Origin of the sequence: Microbacterium sp. H1-D42, assembly GCF_022637555.1 — a bacterium.
Lineage (GTDB): Bacteria > Actinomycetota > Actinomycetes > Actinomycetales > Microbacteriaceae > Microbacterium.
In genome coordinates this window covers 2,963,953-2,982,861 of the sequence record NZ_CP093342.1, presented here as the reverse complement: position 1 = coordinate 2,982,861, position 18,909 = coordinate 2,963,953, and the positions used below count along the sequence as shown (strand labels likewise).

Annotated in this window: 18 protein-coding genes; 13 read left to right on the top strand and 5 right to left on the bottom strand. The window is 68.1% G+C overall.

What is annotated here, in order from left to right:
* Window positions 1-86: 86 nt before the first annotated feature.
* Window positions 87-473, bottom strand: coding sequence for a UBP-type zinc finger domain-containing protein (locus MNR00_RS14215; RefSeq protein WP_241926568.1), 387 nt, complete (start codon window positions 471-473; stop codon window positions 87-89).
* A 27-nt stretch (window positions 474-500) separates the two neighbouring features.
* Window positions 501-1,058: a MarR family transcriptional regulator gene (locus tag MNR00_RS14210; RefSeq protein ID WP_241926567.1), complete on the bottom strand. Its 558-nt coding sequence runs from the start codon at window positions 1,056-1,058 to the stop codon at window positions 501-503.
* 104 nt (window positions 1,059-1,162) lie between these two features.
* Between MNR00_RS14210 and idi the strand changes: the two genes are divergently transcribed.
* The 8 genes from idi to MNR00_RS14170 are packed head-to-tail and all read left to right on the top strand — an operon-like array spanning window position 1,163 to window position 8,254.
* A complete protein-coding gene (gene idi / locus MNR00_RS14205; RefSeq protein WP_241928860.1) occupies window positions 1,163-1,705 on the top strand; it encodes an isopentenyl-diphosphate Delta-isomerase in 543 nt (180 codons plus the stop codon).
* A complete protein-coding gene (locus MNR00_RS14200; protein WP_241928859.1) occupies window positions 1,698-2,777 on the top strand; it encodes a polyprenyl synthetase family protein in 1,080 nt (359 codons plus the stop codon). The genes idi and MNR00_RS14200 overlap by 8 nt, the downstream gene beginning before the upstream one ends.
* Complete coding sequence (locus MNR00_RS14195; RefSeq protein WP_241926566.1) at window positions 2,774-3,640, top strand: squalene/phytoene synthase family protein; 867 nt, start codon at window positions 2,774-2,776, stop codon at window positions 3,638-3,640. Before MNR00_RS14200 ends, MNR00_RS14195 begins: the two co-directional genes overlap by 4 nt.
* On the top strand, window positions 3,637-5,232 hold the full coding sequence (gene crtI / locus MNR00_RS14190; protein WP_241926565.1) for a phytoene desaturase family protein: 1,596 nt from the start codon (window positions 3,637-3,639) through the stop codon (window positions 5,230-5,232). Before MNR00_RS14195 ends, crtI begins: the two co-directional genes overlap by 4 nt.
* The gene (locus tag MNR00_RS14185; RefSeq protein WP_241926564.1) at window positions 5,229-5,567 is read left to right on the top strand and encodes a lycopene cyclase domain-containing protein; all 339 of its coding nucleotides are present in this window, start codon (window positions 5,229-5,231) and stop codon (window positions 5,565-5,567) included. Before crtI ends, MNR00_RS14185 begins: the two co-directional genes overlap by 4 nt.
* The gene (locus tag MNR00_RS14180) at window positions 5,564-5,899 is read left to right on the top strand and encodes a lycopene cyclase domain-containing protein (RefSeq protein WP_241926563.1); all 336 of its coding nucleotides are present in this window, start codon (window positions 5,564-5,566) and stop codon (window positions 5,897-5,899) included. The genes MNR00_RS14185 and MNR00_RS14180 overlap by 4 nt, the downstream gene beginning before the upstream one ends.
* Window positions 5,892-6,782 carry a prenyltransferase gene (locus MNR00_RS14175; protein ID WP_241926562.1) on the top strand — a complete coding sequence of 297 codons (891 nt, stop codon included), beginning with the start codon at window positions 5,892-5,894 and terminating at the stop codon, window positions 6,780-6,782. The genes MNR00_RS14180 and MNR00_RS14175 overlap by 8 nt, the downstream gene beginning before the upstream one ends.
* A complete protein-coding gene (locus MNR00_RS14170; RefSeq protein ID WP_241926561.1) occupies window positions 6,779-8,254 on the top strand; it encodes an SDR family oxidoreductase in 1,476 nt (491 codons plus the stop codon). The genes MNR00_RS14175 and MNR00_RS14170 overlap by 4 nt, the downstream gene beginning before the upstream one ends.
* A gap of 2 nt (window positions 8,255-8,256) precedes the next feature.
* Here the strand turns inward: MNR00_RS14170 and MNR00_RS14165 are convergent, their stop codons facing one another.
* Window positions 8,257-9,480: an MFS transporter gene (locus tag MNR00_RS14165; protein ID WP_241926560.1), complete on the bottom strand. Its 1,224-nt coding sequence runs from the start codon at window positions 9,478-9,480 to the stop codon at window positions 8,257-8,259.
* 9 nt (window positions 9,481-9,489) lie between these two features.
* Complete coding sequence (locus MNR00_RS14160; protein ID WP_241926559.1) at window positions 9,490-10,620, bottom strand: MerR family transcriptional regulator; 1,131 nt, start codon at window positions 10,618-10,620, stop codon at window positions 9,490-9,492.
* 165 nt (window positions 10,621-10,785) lie between these two features.
* Here MNR00_RS14160 and MNR00_RS14155 point away from each other — a divergent pair, with 165 nt between their 5' ends.
* Both MNR00_RS14155 and MNR00_RS14150 read left to right on the top strand, forming a co-directional pair.
* Window positions 10,786-12,285, top strand: coding sequence for an arylsulfatase (locus tag MNR00_RS14155; RefSeq protein WP_241926558.1), 1,500 nt, complete (start codon window positions 10,786-10,788; stop codon window positions 12,283-12,285).
* 478 nt (window positions 12,286-12,763) lie between these two features.
* Window positions 12,764-13,852, top strand: coding sequence for an acyl-CoA desaturase (locus MNR00_RS14150; RefSeq protein ID WP_241926557.1), 1,089 nt, complete (start codon window positions 12,764-12,766; stop codon window positions 13,850-13,852).
* Between the two features lie 79 nt (window positions 13,853-13,931).
* Here MNR00_RS14150 and MNR00_RS14145 read toward each other — a convergent pair whose 3' ends face one another.
* Window positions 13,932-14,879, bottom strand: a complete 948-nt coding sequence (locus tag MNR00_RS14145; RefSeq protein ID WP_241926556.1) for a LysR substrate-binding domain-containing protein — start codon at window positions 14,877-14,879, stop codon at window positions 13,932-13,934.
* 70 nt (window positions 14,880-14,949) lie between these two features.
* On the opposite strand from MNR00_RS14145, the gene MNR00_RS14140 reads away from it, so the two are divergent.
* The 3 genes from MNR00_RS14140 (at window position 14,950) to MNR00_RS14130 (ending at window position 18,884) form a co-directional block, all read left to right on the top strand.
* Window positions 14,950-16,698, top strand: a complete 1,749-nt coding sequence (locus tag MNR00_RS14140) for an FAD-binding protein (RefSeq protein WP_241926555.1) — start codon at window positions 14,950-14,952, stop codon at window positions 16,696-16,698.
* Between the two features lie 260 nt (window positions 16,699-16,958).
* Window positions 16,959-17,720: a 23S ribosomal RNA methyltransferase Erm gene (erm, locus tag MNR00_RS14135; RefSeq protein WP_241926554.1), complete on the top strand. Its 762-nt coding sequence runs from the start codon at window positions 16,959-16,961 to the stop codon at window positions 17,718-17,720.
* A 69-nt stretch (window positions 17,721-17,789) separates the two neighbouring features.
* Window positions 17,790-18,884, top strand: coding sequence for an AI-2E family transporter (locus MNR00_RS14130; protein WP_241926553.1), 1,095 nt, complete (start codon window positions 17,790-17,792; stop codon window positions 18,882-18,884).
* Window positions 18,885-18,909: the final 25 nt, after the last annotated feature.

The following is an 18,909-nucleotide window of genomic DNA, read 5'->3' as shown; positions in this document are numbered from 1 at the left end:
GCCGCTGTGGCGGGTCAGCTGAACATCCATCGTCGCGGTGTCGGCAAGTGGGCGCTGGCGGAAAACGGACGTCGCACCGCCGACGGTCACTCACTCCGGCCGGCCCGCGCCGCCTCCGCCTGCTGCTGCCAGTCGGCCGGCACGCGATCCGCCGGCCCTGGTGTGGTCTGGCCCACAGGGTGATGCTCAGGTGGCGGCAGCTCACCGCCGGTCACGAGGCGGGCGTCGACGAAGTCCCAGAACCAGTCATCGCCGGGCTCGAAGCTGCGCATGTAGCGATGATCGGTCGCCTCGAAGTGCGCGGTCGCGTGTCGGGAGAGCGAGTCGTCACAGCATCCGACGTGCCCGCACTCCACGCATCTGCGCAGATGGAACCACCATCCGCCGCTCGCCTCGCACTCCTGGCATCCGTCGCCGGAGGGCGCGGGAGCCGCCTCGAGGATCTCCGCTGGGATGACCGCCTCGTCGCTCATGCCTGGAGTCTAGACCTGCAGAATCCGTCAGATGTGCCCGGACAGCTCGGCCTGCGGCTCGTCGGCTTCGACCATCGCCTTCAGAAAGCGGATCACCGCGACGCGCTCGTCGGAACTCAGCGATGCTGCCGCCGTGAAGCGTCTCGCGTGCTGGCGGCCGATCGTGTCCTCGGCGGATCGCCGGGTCTGCTCGGTCACCTCGATGCAGGTCGTCCGTCGGTCGTTCGGGTGCGGCAGCCGCACCAGGTGCCCGCCCTCGACGAGACGGTCCACGAGCTTGGTGGTCGATGCGCTCGAGATGCCGACCGCGCGGGCGATGTCCTTCGGAGTGACGAGCTGGCCCTGCTTCTTCGCGCGGATCATCATCCGGATCGCGCGCATGTCGCTGTCGTTGAGCTTCATGTAGCGCTTCGACGCCTCCGACAGGGCGCGCGACGCCTCCTGCCACTCGTGCAGCGCCTCCATCACCTGGACGCACTCCTTGGCGTCAGCCTCCGACAGCTGTGACCTGCGGACGATGTCGGAGTCGCTGGAGAAGTAGCGCACCTCCGCGCTGCCGTGAACTGCGTCGTCTGCTCTGGACACGATGACAGCATACATTTCTTGTGCTACGTTGAACTCTCGCCAGGCGTATTAAATGCTTGGCGAGAGAAATGTCGGGGCGAGCGGAATGAGGGTGCCCGGTGGAGATGGTGGTCCTCGTCGACGGCGCAGGCAGCGCCATCGGCGTGCAGAGCAAGGACACCGTGCACGGCGTCGCGACACCCAGGCACCTCGCCTTCTCCTGCCACGTGGTCGACGCCGACGGACGGCTGCTGGTCACCAGACGCGCGCTCGGCAAGAAGACCTGGCCCGGCGTCTGGACCAACGCGTTCTGCGGGCACCCAGCGCCCGACGAATCCTTCGACGAGGCGGTGCGCCGACGTGCGCTGTTCGAGCTCGGGCTCACCGTCGACCGGATCACCTGCGCACTCCCTGACTTCGGCTACTCCGCCCGAGACGCATCCGGCATCCAGGAGAACGAGCACTGCCCGGTCTTCATCGCGAGGGCCACATCGCCCCTGTCTCCGAACCCCGACGAGGTCGCCGAGACCCGATGGACCAGCGTCTCGGCATTGTCGACGGCAGCACAGGCGGCCCCATGGGCCTTCAGCCCTTGGTTGGTCGAGCACCTTGCCGAGCTCATCCCGCACCTCTCCGGTGCGGTCGGCGAGTGGCGTGACGATGTCTGAGACGGCGGTCGACGTCGCCGATGCCGCCGTCTTCGACGACGCGGCGCTGGTGGAGGAGCGGATGCTGGAGCTGCTGTCCCAGCGGACGCAGCGATCGCGGGCGTTCGCCCCCGCCTACGCACAGCTCTGGCAGGCGGTGGAGCGGATGGCGGCCGGCGGGAAGAAGGTGCGCCCTCGGATGCTGATGCGCGCCTACCACGCACTCGGCGGCACTGACACACGCACGGCCGTGGACGCCGCGTGCGCGGTGGAGCTGCTGCACCTGGCGTTGGTGATCCACGACGATGTGATCGACAAGGACCTGCTGCGCCGCGGCGAGCTGAACATCTCCGGCCAGTTCGCGGTCGAGGTCATGGTGCGAGGCGCGACCCGCCACGAGGCGAGTGCCTGGGGCGAGGCCTCGTCGCTGCTCGCGGGAGACCTCCTGTTGTCGCTCGCGCAGTCCCTGCTGGCGCGGCTCGATCTTCCCCAGCAGCGCCGCCTGGCCGTGCTCGACCTGTTCGACGAGACCCTCTTCGAGAGCGCCGCCGGCGAACATCACGACGTGTGGCTCAGCATGCACCTCGAGGCGAGCAGCCCGACCGACGTGCTCGCGATGCTCGATCAGAAGACCGCGGCATACTCCTTTCGGGCCCCGCTCGTGCTGGCCGCGATCCTGGCAGGCAGCGAACCGAGCATCATCGCCGAGCTGACCACCATCGCGCGCCAGATCGGCGTGATCTATCAACTGCGCGATGACATCCTCGGCCTGTTCGGCGACGAGCGCGCCACCGGAAAATCGACCCTGAGCGACCTGCGTGAGGGCAAGGAGACCCTGCTGATCGCCTACGCCCGATCCGACCCGTCCTGGCAGGGAGTCGAGGCGCTCTTCGGTGACCGAGAACTCAGCATCATGGAGGCTCCCGAGCTGCGGCGGGTGATCGAGCAGTCCGGCGGGCTGGCCTTCGTGGAATCCGTCATCGCGGACCGCTGCCGACACGTGCATGACCTGATCGGCAGCGCAGCCCTCCCGCCCGCGGTGAAGGACCAGCTGACAGAGTTGACCACCGCCTGCAGCGCGCGGGACTCATGATCACCACCGACCTCGACCTCTACAACGCGACGGCCACAGCCAGCGCGTCCATCGTCATCCGCGAGTACTCGACATCGTTCGGCTGGGCGAGCCGCCTGCTCGACTCCGCGACGCGCGACCACATCGCCCGCATCTACGCGCTGGTGCGCATCGCCGATGAGCTGGTCGACGGCCCGGCGGAGATGGCCGGAGTCGACATCGCCACGCGGGCGGTGCTGCTCGACGAACTCGAGGGTGAGATCGAGCGCGCTCTGCGCCTCGGCTTCAGCACGAACCTCGTGGTGCACGCCTTCGCCCTGACCGCACGCGAACACGGCATCGGCATGCCGCTGTGCCGTCCGTTCTTCGCCTCCATGCGCCGCGACCTGAACGCGACGGCCTTCGATGACGCCGCACTGAGCGAGTACATCTACGGCTCAGCCGAAGTGGTAGGCCTGATGTGCCTGGCCGTCTTCGAGTCGGGTCGCATCCGCCCCGGCGATGAGCGCGAGCGACTCGCGCACGGAGCGCGCAGCCTCGGCGCCGCGTTCCAGAAGGTCAACTTCCTGCGCGACTTCGCCTGCGACCACGACGACCTCGGCCGCTCCTACCTGCCCGGCACCGACGGAGAATTCACCGAAGCAGCGAAAGCCGCCGCCATCGCATCGATCCGCGCCGACCTGCGCGCCGCCGACGCGTCGATCCCGCTGCTCGCTCGGCCGTGCCGCGCCGCGGTCTGGGCTGCGCGAACGATGTTCTGCGAGCTCACTGACCGCATCGAAGCGACTCCGGCATCCACACTCCGGCACACGCGCGTGCGCGTGCCGAACCCCGTGAAGGCGAGAATCCTCGCCCGCGCCCTCAGCATGAAGGTGACCGGATGACCCGGTCGCGCGCCGTCGTCATCGGCGGGGGCGTGAGTGGGCTCGCCACCGCGTGCCTGCTCGCGCGCGACGGGCATCAGGTCACCGTGCTCGAGAAGAACGACGAGCTGGGCGGACGCGCCGGCGCCTGGGAGCAGGACGGCTTCCTCTTCGACACCGGGCCGTCCTGGTTTCTGATGCCAGAGGTGTTCGAGCACTTCTACCGACTGATGGGCACGACCACCGCCGAGCAGCTCGATCTGGTGCCGCTGCAGCCCGGCTACCGCCTCTACGGCGAGCCCACCAAGGCTGCCGCCGAACCCCCGATCGACGTGCGATCGGGAGTGGATGCTGCCGCCGAGCTCTTCGAGAGCCGTGAGCCGGGGGCCGGCGATCGCCTGCGCCGATATCTGGCCTCGGCGACCGGCGCCTACCGCGCCGCGGTGACATCGTTCCTCTACAACCCGTTCGCCTCCTGGCGCGACTTCGCTTCGGCGAAGGTGCTCGCGGCAGCGCCCGCCGTGCTGCCGCTGCTGCCCCGACCGCTGTGGAACTTCGTGAGCCGTCGGTTCGATGACCTGCGCCTGCGTCAGATCCTCGGCTACCCGGCGGTCTTTCTCGGCACCTCGCCGTTCGAGGCGCCGGCGCTCTATCACCTCATGAGCCACATGGATCTGGTGGACGGCGTGAAGTACCCGCTCGGCGGCTTCCGCCGATTCGTCACGTCGCTCGTCGACATCGCCCGTGCGAACGGCGTCGAGATCGTCACCGGATGCGAGGTCGTCGCCATCACCAGCGCCGATGGCGCCGTGCGCGCGGTCGACTACGAGAGGTCGGATGCCCGGCATCGCCTGCATGCCGACATCGTCGTCTCGGCGATCGACGAGCACCACACCGAGACGGTGCTGCTCGAGCACGCCGACCGCTCCTACAAGCAGACGCGGTGGGAGCGACAGGTCACCGGCCCCAGTGCCGTGCTCGTCATGCTCGGTGTCAGGGGAGCGCTGCCCGAGCTGCTGCACCACACGCTGTTCTTCTCGAACGACTGGCACGACAACTTCGACGCGATCTTCGGGGACCGGCAGCGGATTCCCCGCAACCCCTCGCTGTACGTCTGCAAGCCCAGCGCGACCGATGCCGAGGTCGCCCCCGAAGGCCACGAGAACCTCTTCGTCCTCGTGCCGGTGCCGCCCGACCCCTCGATCGGCCATGGCGACGCCGGTGGCTCCGGTGATCGCGGCGAAACCGGCAGATCCGGCACCTCGGGTGACGCGCAGGTGAACGCGATCGCCGACGACGCGATCGCGCAGATCGCGACGTGGGCTGGCATCCCCGACCTGCCCTCGCGCATCGTCGTGCGCCGCACCGTGGGACCGGCCGACTTCGCCACCCAGTTCAACACGTTCCGCGGCAGCGCGCTCGGGCCCGCGCACACGCTCGGCCAGAGCGCGTTCTTCCGCGGCATCACCCGCTCCCGCCGGGTCGACGGGCTCTACTACGCCGGTGCGACCACGGTGCCGGGCGTCGGCCTGCCGATGTGCCTGATCAGCGCCGAACTGGTGCTCAAGCACGTGCGCGGCGACCATTCGCCCGGTCCGCTGGAGGAGCCATGAGCGGCGTCTACGCAGCCGCCCTGCTAGTGAGCGCCGCGTGCCTGGTGCTGCTCGACGTGCGCTTCCGGCTCGTCTTCCGCAGGCGTCCCGTCGCGGGGACGGTGGCGATGCTGATCGGCCTGGCGTTCTTCCTCGCCTGGGATGCGGTCGGCATCAGCCTCGGGGTGTTCCGCCACCTCGACTCCCGCTGGGCGACGGGGGTCCTGCTGGCGCCGGAGTTCCCTCTCGAAGAACTGCTCTTCCTCGGGTTCCTGACCTACCTCACGCTGATCCTGCTGAGCGGCTGGCAGCGCTGGCGCGAACGGGCGAATTCGAAAGAGGGGAGTGCGCGATGACCTACCTGCTCATGTCACTCCCGTTCCTCGCGGTGGGCATCCTCGCCTTCCTCCTCGGCGCGGCGCACGCGCATCGCCGAGGGGCAGTCGGTCGCTACTTCTCGTCATGGGCCGCAGCGACGGGCGCCCTCCTCGCGCTCACCGCCGTCTTCGACAACGTCATGATGGCCGCAGGGTTCTTCGACTACGGGATCGATCAGATCTCGGGCATCCGATTCGGTCTGATGCCGTTCGAGGACTTCCTCTACCCCCTCGCGGGCGCCCTGCTGCTGGCCGGAGTGTGGCAGCTTCTGACCGCCGACCGCGAAACCGGGGAGCATGCCGATGTCTGAACGCCCTGCCCTGCTGCGTGCCCTGCTCGTCGCGTCGCGTCCGCTCAGCTGGATCAACACCGCCTACCCGTTCGCAGCGGCCTACCTGCTGACCACTGGACGCGTCGATGTGACGCTCATCATCGGCACCATCTTCTTCCTCGTGCCGTACAACCTGGCGATGTACGGCGTGAACGATGTCTTCGACTACGCCTCAGACCTCGCCAACCCGCGTAAGGGCGGGGCGGAGGGCGCGAAGCTGCCACCGAGCCTGCACCGCGCGACGCTCGTGGCCGCGGCTGTCCTCGCCGCACCGTTCATCGTCGCGCTCGTGGTGCTGGGATCCGATCGACCGTGGTCCTGGGTGGTGCTCGCGGTGAGCCTGTTCGCCGTGCTCGCCTACTCGGTGCCGGGGCTGCGATTCAAAGAGATCCCGGTGCTCGACTCGATCACCTCCAGCATCCACTTCGTCAGTCCGGCGCTCTACGGGCTCGCCCTTGCCGGCACTGATGTCACGCCGCCCCTGGTCGTGACGATGATCGCGTTCTTCGGCTGGGGGATGGCCAGCCACGCCTTCGGCGCCGTGCAGGACATCGTGCCCGATCGTGCGGCAGGCATCGGCTCGATCGCCACCGTGCTCGGCGCCGCCCGCACGGTCCGTCTCGCGGTGGCACTGTGGACCGTGGCAGGAGTGCTCATGCTCTTCACCCCGTGGCCGGCGAACCTGGCGGCGCTCGCCGCGCTGCCCTACATCGCCATCGTGGCGCCCTACCTGCGGGTGGACGATGCACACTCGGCGAACGCGAACCGCGCCTGGCGGCGATTTCTCGGCATCAACTATGCGGTCGGATTCGCCCTCACGATGCTGCTCATCCTGTGCGCCAAGGAAGGGCTGTTCTCATGACCCGCGTGCTCGTCACCGGCGCGACCGGCTACATCGGCGGCCGACTCGTTCCCCAGCTGCTCGAGGCGGGGCACGAGGTGAGCGTGTACGTGCGCTCGCCGTGGAAGCTGCACGACGTGCCGTGGCGAGATCAGGTGCGCATCTTCAAGGGAGACCTGTCGGATGCTGTCGCCACCCATCGCGCCATGAACGGCATCGAGGTCGCGTTCTATCTCGTGCACTCGATGAGCGCCGGCTCGGACTTCGAGACGGCCGAGCAGGTGGCGGCGCAGACATTCGCTGACGTCGGCGCTGCGGCGGGCATCCGGCGGATCGTCTACCTCGGCGGGCTGCACCCCGAGGGGGTGACGCTGTCGAAGCACCTGCGGTCGCGGGCGGCCGTCGGACGAGTGTTCCTGGACTGCCAGGTTCCGGCGATCGTCTTCCAGGCGGGGATCGTCATCGGCTCGGGTTCGGCCTCGTTCGAGATGATCCGGCACCTCACCGAGGTGCTGCCGTACATGCCCGCACCGCGCTGGGTGCGCAACCGGGTGCAGCCGATCGCGATCCGCGACGTGCTGCGGTACCTCGTTCTGGCTACCTCGGTCGACGCAGACCTCAATCGCACCTTCGACATCGGCGGGCCCGACGTGCTGCGCTACGGCCAGATGATGAACGGCTACGCCGTCGAGGCCGGCCTGCCGCAGCGGCATATCGCCGCGCTTCCGGTGCTGACGCCGTGGCTCGCGTCGCAGTGGGTGAGTCTCGTGAGTCCTGTGCCCCGCCAGATCGCCGTGCCGATCATCGCCTCGCTCCAGAACGACTGCGTCGTCACAGAGCACGACATCGATCGGGTCATCCCGCCGCCGACCGAGGGACTGCTGCCGTATCGCACGGCCGTCCGGCTCGCGCTCACGCGCGAGGCAGCAGGTCAGGTCGAGACCAGCTGGCAGAACGCGACCGTGCCCGGTGCTCCCAGCGATCCGCTCCCCAGCGACCCGGACTGGGCGGGACACACTGTCTTCACCGACCTGCGGGAGCGTGAGAGCGCAGCATCCGCCGGCGCGGTCTGGGACGTGATCGAATCGATCGGCGGCGCGAAGGGCTGGCACTCGTTCCCGCTCGCGTGGGCGGCGCGTGGGTGGATCGACCGCCTGATCGGCGGCGTCGGGATGCGCCGCGGGCGACGGCATCCGTCCCGCGTCAACCGCGGCGATGTCATCGACGTGTGGCGGGTGGAGTCGGTCGAGAGAGGGCGGATGCTGCGCCTGCGGGCCGAGATGCGCATGCCGGGCCGCGGGTGGCTCGAACTGGGCGTGGAGCCCACCGCGACCGGAAGCCGGTACCGACAGCGCGCGATCTACTTCCCCAAGGGGCTGTCTGGACGACTGTACTGGGCTGTGCTGCTGCCCTTCCACGGCATCATCTTCAACGGCATGGCCGCCAGCATCCTCCGCGAAGCGGAACGGTCGCCGCAGCCCACCCGGTCATGATGTCATCGGCTCTTCTGATGGGGGGCCCCGGCTGTCGGCACGAAAGAGCGCAGAGTGCGATCGGATGCCACGATGACCGCCGCCACCAGCGCGAGCACGGCGGCGCCGGCCAGCACCGGCCCGGTCGCGGTGACGCTGATCATCACGCCGATCAGGGGGTTGATCACCAACTGCGGTGCGCGCTGCACCAGGATCAGCAGGCTCTGAAACCGGGACAGCATCGATGCCGGCGCCAACAGCACGTAGGTGGGGAACACATGCGCGGTGAAGATCACGACCCCGGCGCCCACGATGCAGGTGCTGACGACGGCACACGTCCAGGTCGGCGAGAGGGCGAGCCCGAGCAGGCCGACCGCCACGACCATGGCACCGGCAGCCATGGGGCGCCACGCCCTGACAGCGGTGCCCCGCCACGAGAACCACAGCCCCACCACCAGACCACCGGCGATCCAGCCCGCCTCGATCAGGCCGGCCTCCGCTGCTGACCACCCGCGCTCCCTGGCTGCCAGCGGGATGCCGAGGAACACGGCGGGGAGCACCGCTCCTGCGACGATCCCGACGCACAGCAGCAGCGTCGGCACGCCACTGGTCCGGCGGGCGGCGGTGAGACCGGCCACGATGCCGCCCACGGTCATCGCCTCGGGGGCGGTGTCGGGCGTCAGCGGAGGATGGATCAGCAGCAGAACGGCCACCATCACCAGGCATCCGAGCACATCGATCCAGGCCACGCCGTTCAGCGCGATCATCCCGATCAGCAGCCCGCCGAGCGGCGGCGCGAGGGTGCCGGCGACCTGACTGGCCATCCCGACGCGCGCCATCGCCGTGCCGAGCGCCCCGTCCGAGACGAACAGCCGCGGGAAGACGCCGACCGCAGGGCGGTGGAACGCCGAGACCGTGCCGATCGCGGCGGCGGCGACCATGAGCACAGCCGGCGACACCGACCAGAATCCCACGACGAGCGCCAGGGTGGCGCTGATCAGCATCAGCGCCGCGGTGCAGATGATCATGACTCGTCGCGCACCGAAGCGGTCGGCGACCGCGCCGCCCAGCAGACCGAACACGACGGTCGGTGCGACGGTGAGAGTCAAGACGGCGGATGCTGCAGCCGGGCCGTACCCGGAGGCCACCCATGTCAGGGCGAAGGCGAGCACGCCCGCGCCGAGATCCGCGCCGACTGTCGCCGCGACCCAGGCGTTGAACCCGCGCGGCATCCGATGACGGATCATGCGCCCGAGTCAGCCGATGTCCCGGGGCATGATGAGCGCGATGAAGTCGGGTTGGCTCGGCGTCCGCCAGATCACAGCCTGATCGGGCTCGCGGATATCACACGTGAGCCACTGGCGGACACCGGCGGTCCCGATGCGGGCCAGCATGTCAGCGGACAGCTCGACGGCGGCGGCTCGGCCCGCCGAAGAGCCGGTTGCCGAGCCGACGGCTGACCTCAGCACGGCTCGGCCATCCGCGGCGCTGAGCGCGACGCTCTGCGCGCCACTCGCCAGGCGCAGCACGTCGTCCCGTAGGAGCACGACCCTGGTGGCGTCCGAGTCGTCTGGAACGAGTTCCCGGACGCTGGGGAACAGGTCCGGCAGGCATTCGAGAACCAGGCTCCCTCCGTTGTCGTCGCGGAGCTCGGCGCGGGTCGTGGCGACGCCGTCGCGCCCGGTGGGCGCTTCGATGACGAGATCGACCGTGGCGCGCACGCGCAGCCAGTCCGCCGCAGCGTCGGCGTGGATGCTCACACGCGCGCCGGGTCCTGTGACGGTGGATGCCACGGACAGGCGTGCCATGAGCAGGTAGCGGTCCGTCGCGACCACCTCTGCCCCTGCACTGTCGAGCTCGATCAGCACCGCGGCGAAGCCCGGATGCCCGGCGTCGTCGGGCGCGCTCGCGGCCGACACCTGCTGCACGGCGGCGGCGAGCACCGCCCCGTCGAACCGCGCGGTGGTGCGCTGCACGGGGTTCGCCTCGGCTCGCGCCCGCAGGCTGAGCTTCAGATCGTCGACCAGCGCAGTCGCGGATGAATGCCGATCCTCAGCATCATTCAGCCACCCATCGAGCTGTGCCTCGGCCTCGGCGGCGTCGCCGTCGAGGATCGTGCGGATGCGGCTCAGACCGAGGCCAGCATCGCGCAGCCGACGGATCCAGATCGCCCGCTGCTGCTGATCGGGTGCGTAGTAGCGGTAGCCGGTGCGCTCCTCGATCTCGGCGGGGGCGAGCAGTCCGGAGTCGCCGTACTGGCGCAGGGCGCTCGCACTCAGCCCGACGGCACGTGAGAATGCGCCGATGCTCTGCCGGGTCGCCCTCTGCCTTGCCGTCCGGTGCGGCGGTCGCAGCGGAACGTCGAAGTCATCGCGCCCTTGGTCCATGACACCATCATCGACTTTCACCCCGGATGAAGGTCAACAGTCCGCATGGCTGATGTGGCGTTCACCCGGTTGGGATGAACGGGGGCTGGCCTTCGCGCCGGGATCGTGCTTGCGTGTCGTCCAACGGCGGCATCCGCCTGACCTCGCCTGTAAGAAGGAGCACTCATGGCCGACAAGCCCAACATCCTCATCATCTGGGGCGATGACATCGGAATCAGCAATCTGAGCACCTACTCCGACGGTCTGATGGGGTACCGCACGCCCAACATCGACCGGATCGCCGACGAGGGCGTGAAGTTCACCGACTACTACGGCGAGCAGAGCTGCACCGCCGGTCGGGCCGCCTTCCTCACCGGGCAGAACCCGTACCGCACGGGGCTGACCAAGGTGGGGATGCCTGGTGCGAAGCTGGGGCTTCAGCCCGAGGACCCCACTATCGCGGACGCCCTCAAGCACCACGGCTACGCCACCGGCCAGTTCGGCAAGAACCACCTCGGTGACCGCGATGAGCACCTTCCGACCGCCCACGGGTTCGACGAGTTCTTCGGCAACCTCTACCACCTCAACGCCGAGGAGGAGCCGGAGCACCCTGACTACCCGACCGACGAGGAGTTCCCCGGCTTCAGCGAGAAGTTCCGCCCGCGCGGCGTGATCCACTCCTGGGCGAACGACGACGGAACGCAGCGCATCGAAGACACCGGACCGCTGACGAAGAAGCGCATGGAGACGGTCGACGAGGAGTTCCGCGACGCAGCATCCGACTTCATCCGCAGCCAGGCCGAGAGCGACACGCCCTTCTTCGTCTGGTTCAACTCGACGCACATGCACTTCCGCACCCACACCAAGGAAGAGAGCAAGGGGCGTGCTGGACGCTGGCAGTCCGAGTACCACGACACCATGCTCGACCACGACGACGTCGTGGGCAGCCTGCTCGATCTGCTCGAGGAGCTCGGCCTGGCCGAGGACACCATCGTCATGTACTCGACCGATAACGGGCCGCACATGAACAGCTGGCCGGATGCCGGCATGACGCCGTTCCGCAACGAGAAGAACTCCAACTGGGAGGGCGCCTATCGCGTCCCGGCGATGGTCCGCTGGCCAGGCCGCTTCCCTGCCGGCAAGACGCTCAACGGCATCGTCAGTCACAACGACTGGTTCGTCACGCTGCTGGCGGCCATCGGCGACGATGACATCGCCGATCGCCTGAAGGCGGGCACCGAACTGCACGAGACGCCGTTCAAGGTGCACCTGGACGGTCACAACCAGCTCGACTACATCACAGGGGTCGTAGATCAGAGCCCCCGTCGGCACTTCTTCTATGTGTCCGACGACGGAGACCTCACCGCCCTGCGCTTCGACAACTGGAAGCTCGTGTTCCTCGAGCAGCGCGCGGTGGGCACGCTGAGCGTGTGGCAGGAGCCGTACATCGAATTGCGGTTCCCGAAGCTGTTCAACCTGCGCACCGACCCCTACGAGCGCGCGGACATCACCTCGAACACCTATTGGGACTGGGTGCTCGATCACGTCTTCCTGTTCATCCCGGCACAGGCGTATGTCGCGCGGATGCTGCAGACGCTCGCGGAGTTCCCGCAGCGTCAGAAGTCGGCGTCGTTCTCACTCGACCAGGTGATGGCGAAGCTCGAGTCGACTTCCGGGAGTTCCTGACGCACTCGAGCATCTGCCACGGAACCAGGCAGGATCCCTCTACTTTTGTGGCTGACGCGTCGTCGCTGTGGATTCGCCTCGGGATGGGACGCCCCGCGGTGAGCGGGACGGAATGGGGTGGGGTTTCTGAGATCGTCGGTGCGCAGTCGGCGTAGCCGATGGGTTCTGCTTCGGCGCCGGGAGCTTGGCACGTTCGTCTTGTGGTGGTCCTGCACTCATTTTCAGACCGTACGCGCACAAGATGTATGCACTCACAGGCGGGCACATCGTCCGTCTGCGGGAAGCTGGGAGCGTGTACATGTTCAAGGCGTAGCGTCGGCAAAAGAACAGACGACGCTGCACCTGTTGCCACCCTTGCAGAGTCCGTCGTATCCACCCGTTGTTCGGCGTCTGTCGTCGACGACGACGAGGCGCGCATTGACGACTGGGTCGACGAAGGCGGTGCTGTCCGCAGATAGCACGCCGGAAAGGATCGGTCATGGACACCATCCGTCCGACAATCCGCACCCACGAACCGGACAGAACCTCTCATGGGGCGAGCACATTCACCGATCTCGCGCTATTGGTGCGCACCCGCGGTCTGATGCGACGACGCTACGGCTACTACTGGACGAAACTCATCGCTGCCCCTCTCGCCGTCGCGAGCTGCCTGGTCGTGTTCGTGTGGATCGGTGACAGCTGGTGGCAACTGCTCACCGCGGCCGTCCTGGCAGTCGTCTTCACGCAGATCGCCTTTCTGGGCCATGATGCGGCGCACAGGCAGATCTTCGTGTCTGGTCGGTGGAATGATTGGATCAGCATCATCCTCGGCGACCTCCTGGTCGGCATGAGCTACGGCTGGTGGCAGCACAAGCACACCCGCCACCATGCAAACCCCAACAAGCTCGGCTCCGACCCCGACATAGAGCTTCCGGTCATCGCCGTGACCGAAGAGAGCGCGGCACGGCATCACGGCCGTGTCGTCACCTGGCTTCGGGCACACCAGGGGCTGTTCTTCTTTCCGATCCTGCTCTTCGAGGGGCTGTCGCTGCACGCGTCGAGTGTGCGACGCGTCTTCGTCAGGGGGCGGCTCGAACGACGATGGGCCGAGATCACCTTTCTGACCCTGCGCATGGTCAGCTATCTCGTGCTGGTGTTCCTGGTGCTTTCTCCGGGCATCGCGTTCGCCTTCCTCGGCGTGCAGCTGGGGCTGTTCGGCTTCTACATGGGGATCGCCTTCGCACCGAACCACAAGGGGATGCCGGTGGTGCCTCGCGACATGAAATTGGACTTCCTGCGTCGACAGGTGATGATGAGTCGCAACATCCACGGTCCTCGGTTCCTGGACGTCGCGATGGGCGGGCTGAACTATCAGATCGAGCATCACCTCTTCCCGTCGATGCCGCGTCCGCATCTGCGCCGCGCCGCGCCGCTGATCGCGGAGTACTGCCGCGACAGGGGTGTGCCATATACGACGACGGGCTTGTTCGCGTCGTACGGGATCGTCATCCGGTACATCAATCGGGTCGGCCTGGGCGAACGGGATGTGTTCACCTGTCCTCTCATCGACCAGCGCAGTCACATCTGATCACCAGATGATGCGTCGGGGCCGGGGCAGTGCAACTGACGGCTCTTCGGCTGCCGGGCTCGGTGAGCTTCATGCTCCGTCAGCCCACCAGGGCGATCCGGCCGCGAAGCTCGCTGCGTTCGTCGGCGAGGCCGACCACGACCTTGAAGATCGTGCTCTCGATCGCGGCGACGGCGATGCTCGGGCGCACGGCGGTGCGCCGCGACAGATTGACCGTGCGGGTCAGTGACGGGTCGCATAGTGCACTGCCGTGCAGTTCGGGTCTGCCCAGCAGCACGGTCGCGGGCACCACGGCCACTCCGATTCCGCGCGCGACGAAGCGAAGCACCGCGTCCATCTCGGCGCCCTCCACGGCGATCACAGGGGTCAGCCCTGCCGCTTCGAAGGCGGCGTCAGTGGCGACCCGCAGGTCGTAGCTGCGGTTGAACGCCACCTGCGGAAGCCGTGCGAGCTCCGCGACGGTGATGCGGGCAGGCGCACCCGCGGTCGGGGCGAGCGCCGCATCGGCTGCCGAGGCGACGACGAGCTCCTCGGTGAACAGCGGCACGCGCTCGACCGATGCGTCCTCGCGCACGTTGGGGCGTGTGATCGTCAGGGCGAGGTCGAGTGCGCCCTCGCTGAGGGCGTCCACCAGCGCGCGCGATCCGGCTTCGGTGATGTGCAGGTCGATGCCTGGGTGCGCGCGTCGGAATTCGGCGATCACCTCGGCGACCACCGACACGCACAGCGTCGGCGGTGCGCCGAGTCGGATGCGGCCGCGCCGCAGACCGGCGAGCTCATCCATCTCGTGGCGGGCCGTGTCAGCATCCGCCAGCATCCGTCTGGCGATCGGCAGCAGTGCCTCGCCGGCCGTCGTGATCGCGACGCCGGTGCGATCACGCTGGAACAGGGTGGCGCCGAGGTCGGACTCGAGCGCCTGGATCTGCCGTGACAGTGACGGCTGAGTCAAGAACAGCTCGTCGGCGGCGCGGGTGAAGTGACCGAGGCGAGCGACCGCCTCGAACGAGCGCAGCTCCTCAAGTCTCATGCGTCAAACGTATCGAAGTCAGGTGAATTATGCATTGGCGGGATCTGACTCGTGTTCCTAGCGTGTAGGCATGAGCATCCCGCAGCCTGCAGAACGGCACCTCACCACCTCAGCTCTTGTAATCGGCACCGGCGGCGCGGGTCTTCGCGCATCGATCGAACTCGCTGAACGGGGCATCCAGGTGCTCGCGGTGGGCAAACGCCGCAAGCACGACGCACACACGACGCTCGCCGCCGGTGGCATCAACGCCGCCCTCGGCACCATGGACCCGGAGGACTCCTGGCAGCAGCACGCCGCCGACACCCTGCGCGAGTCGTACTTCCTCGCCGATCCCGAGATCGTCGAGGTCGTCGCCCGCGGCGCTGCTCGCGGCATCGACGACCTCGAGCGGTGGGGGATGCCCTTCGCGCGCGAAGACGACGGGCGCATCAGCCAGCGCTTCTTCGGCGCGCACAAGTACCGTCGCACCGCCTACGCCGGCGACTACACCGGCCTCGAGATCCAGCGCACGCTCATGCGCCGCGCCGCAGAGCTCACGGTGCCGATCATCGACACGGTCTACATCACCCGCATCCTCGTCTCAGACGGCACGGTGTTCGGTGCCTACGGCTTCGACGTCGTCGACGGAACACCGGTCGTCATCCACGCCGACGCGGTCATCCTCGCCGCGGGCGGGCACACCCGTATCTGGCGGTACACCTCGTCGCGCCGCGATGAGAACACCGGAGACTCGTTCCGACTCGCCGCCCTCGCCGGCGCGCGCATCCGCGACGCCGAGCTCGTGCAGTTCCACCCCTCGGGGCTGATCGAACCCGAGGACGCCGCCGGCACGCTCGTGTCAGAGGCGGCGCGCGGAGAGGGCGGCACGCTCACCAACGCGCGGGGCGAGCGCTTCATGCAGCGCTATGACGCCGAGCGCATGGAGCTGTCGACGCGCGATCGCGTGGCGCTCGCGAACTACACCGAGATCGCCGAGGGCCGCGGCACCGAGAAGGGTGGGGTGTGGCTCGATGTCTCGCACCTGCCGCGCGAGCAGATCCTCGAGAAGCTGCCGCGGCTGTACAGGGCGCTGATCGACCTGCAGATGCTTGACATCACCGAGCGGCCCATCGAGGTCGCGCCGACTGCGCACTACTCGATGGGTGGCGTGTGGGTGCGGGCGGAGGACCACGGTACCGGCGTCGAAGGACTGTACGCAATCGGCGAGGCGTCCAGCGGCCTGCACGGCGCCAACCGCCTTGGTGGCAATTCGCTCATCGAGCTGATGGTCTACGGCCGGATCACCGGCGAGACCGCGGCAGAGTACGTCCGCGGCCGCATCGAGGTGCACCGTGATCCAGCGGCGGTCGCCGCGGCGCGCGCCGAGCTGGAGGCCTTCCTGCACAGCACGGGCACCGAGACGCCCCGCCGCCTGCAGCGCGCCGTGCGCGATGTGATGACCGAGCACGCCGGCGTCATCCGCACCGAGGAGTCCCTACGTGAGGGGCTCGCGAAGCTCGCCGCCCTCGAGGCACGTGCGAAGAACGTCACCGCGCATCCGGACATCGCCGGCTTCGACGACCTCGCGCACGCCTTCGATCTGCTCGGCTCGCTGCTCGCCGCGCGCGCCACACTCGAGTCCGCGATCGAGCGGCGCGAGACCCGCGGATGCCACAACCGCGCCGACTTCCCTGAAACCGACCCGGCACTGCGCGGCAACATGATCTGGACGCCGGACGGCGGGGTCGAATTCGAGCCGCTCGGCGACGCACCAGAGTCGTTCCGGGCACTGGCCGAGCAGGTGACATCGGACGCGGTCGAGGGCAAGCTCGTGGAGTGAACGGCGAGCGTCCGCCGCACGCACTGGTCCCATGACCGGCTAGGCTCTTCGACATGGGAATGATAGACAATGCGCTCCTGACGGGGAGCTGCCGCATCGCCCGCGACCGCCGCGCCTGACGGCGCGCTCGTCTGTCGCACGCTGCAGCGCGCCGTCATCCGAGATGTCATCCGCACCTCGGCACGGACGGTCTTCTTGTCGCGCCTTCGCGACGCCGATTCCACACCGGGGTGCTCCGATACTTCCTCAGGAGCGCACCCATGCCTCGATCCATGCACGGCGGCCGACATGAACTCGGCCAGAACTTCCTCACTCACCGGCCCACCATTGAGCACATCACCGACCTGGTGCGGCTGACGACCGGGCCCATCCTCGAACTCGGCGCCGGCGACGGTGCACTGACTCGGCCCCTCGCCACACTGCACAGACCGCTGACAGTGATCGACATCGACGAGCACCGGGTCGCGAGATTGCGCGACCGGCTCCCGCACGTGCGGGTGGAGCGCGCCGATGCGCTGCAGCATCCGCTCGATGCGCCGGTCATCGTCGGCAACATCCCCTTCCATCTGACCACCCCCGTTCTGCGCCGTCTGCTGGCGGCACGCGGCTGGCACCGCGCCGTGCTGCTGACTCAGTGGGAGGTCGCGCGCAAGCGCGCCGGCGTCGGCGGCGGCACGATGATGACGGCGCAATCGGCGCCGTGGTTCGAGTTCGAGCTCTGCGGACGGGTCGCGGCTCACCATTTCAGTCCCCGGCCGGCCGTCGATGGGGGACTGCTGTCGATCACCCGGCGCGGTTCGTCATTGGTGGCGCACGCCGAACGGCGCGCCTACGAGAACTTCGTGCGCGGGGTGTTCACGGGACGAGGGACGGGCCTGGCGAGCATCGCCGCACGTGTCACCCGGGTCGGCATCCCCGTGGCGAAGCGCGCGCTCATCAAGGCGGGGATCGACCAACGAGGGCTGCCGCGCGACCTGACCGCCAGGCAGTGGGCGGCGCTGTGGCACGGGTTGCGATCTTGAACCTCGGCATGCCAGACATCGTGCAGATCGCATGGTGTCGCGAAGGCACCGAGCGCGCTACTGTCAGGCATGGCCATTGAGAATGCTGATCCGTCTGCGGCACCGCGCTCACGCTTCCTCACGGCGATCGAGCATCCGCTCGCGCTGAGTTTCGCGGGTGCTCTCGGCGTGCTGGGCGCGCTGGTGCTCGCCAGTGCGGTTGGTCAGATCTCGACGATCCTCGTCTACATCGTGCTCGCGATGTTCGTCGCACTCGCACTGGACCCCATCGTGACGCGACTACAGCGGCACGGGATGAAGCGCGGCGCCGGGATCGCGATCGTGTTCGGCGGCTTCGCCCTCGTGATGGTGGCTTTCGCGATCTTCGTCGTGCCGCCGGTGATCGGTCAGGTCATCGCACTGGTCGAGTCCGTCCCTGAGGCGCTCAAGTCGGTCAAGCAGTCCGACTGGTACCTCGGGCTCGATGCTCATGCCCAAGCCGGTATCGACAGCGGGCTCGCGCAGATCGCTGATACGGCCGTCGACCCCAACACACTGCTCGCCATCGGAGGCGGGGTGCTGCAGGTCGGGATGGGATTCGCCAGTTTCGTATCCGCCGCGTTCATCGTGGTCGCGCTGACGCTCTACTTCCTGGCATCCCTCACCTCGATCAAGGGCGCCTTCTACGCCCTCGCGCCCGCACGCAACCGTGAACGCCTCGCGTACTTCACCGAGCGGATCACGGGTTCGATCGGTGCGTCGCTGATCGGGTCGGTGACGCTGTCTGCCTTCAACGCGGCAGCGGTGTTCGTGCTGCACCTGACGATCGGGCTGCCGTTCCCTGCGCTGATGGCCGTGATCGCGTTCGTCATCACGCTGATCCCGCTGTTCGGTTCGGTCATCTTCCTCATCTTCGCGTCGGTCATCGCACTGTTCACGAGCCCTGTGCAGGCGCTGATCTTCGCGGTGCTCTACCTCGTCTACATCCAGATCGAGTCCTACATCCTCAGCCCGCGTGTGATGAACCGTGCCATCGCGATCCCGGCGGCACTCGTGCTGATCGGCGCACTGGCAGGAGGCGCGCTGATGGGAGTGCTCGGCGTTCTGGTGGCACTGCCGGTGATCGCATCCATCCTGCTCGTGGTACGCGAGGTCGTCGTGCCGCGACAGGACCGGAAGACCTGACTCGACGGCGGTGTCCGCGAGAGGC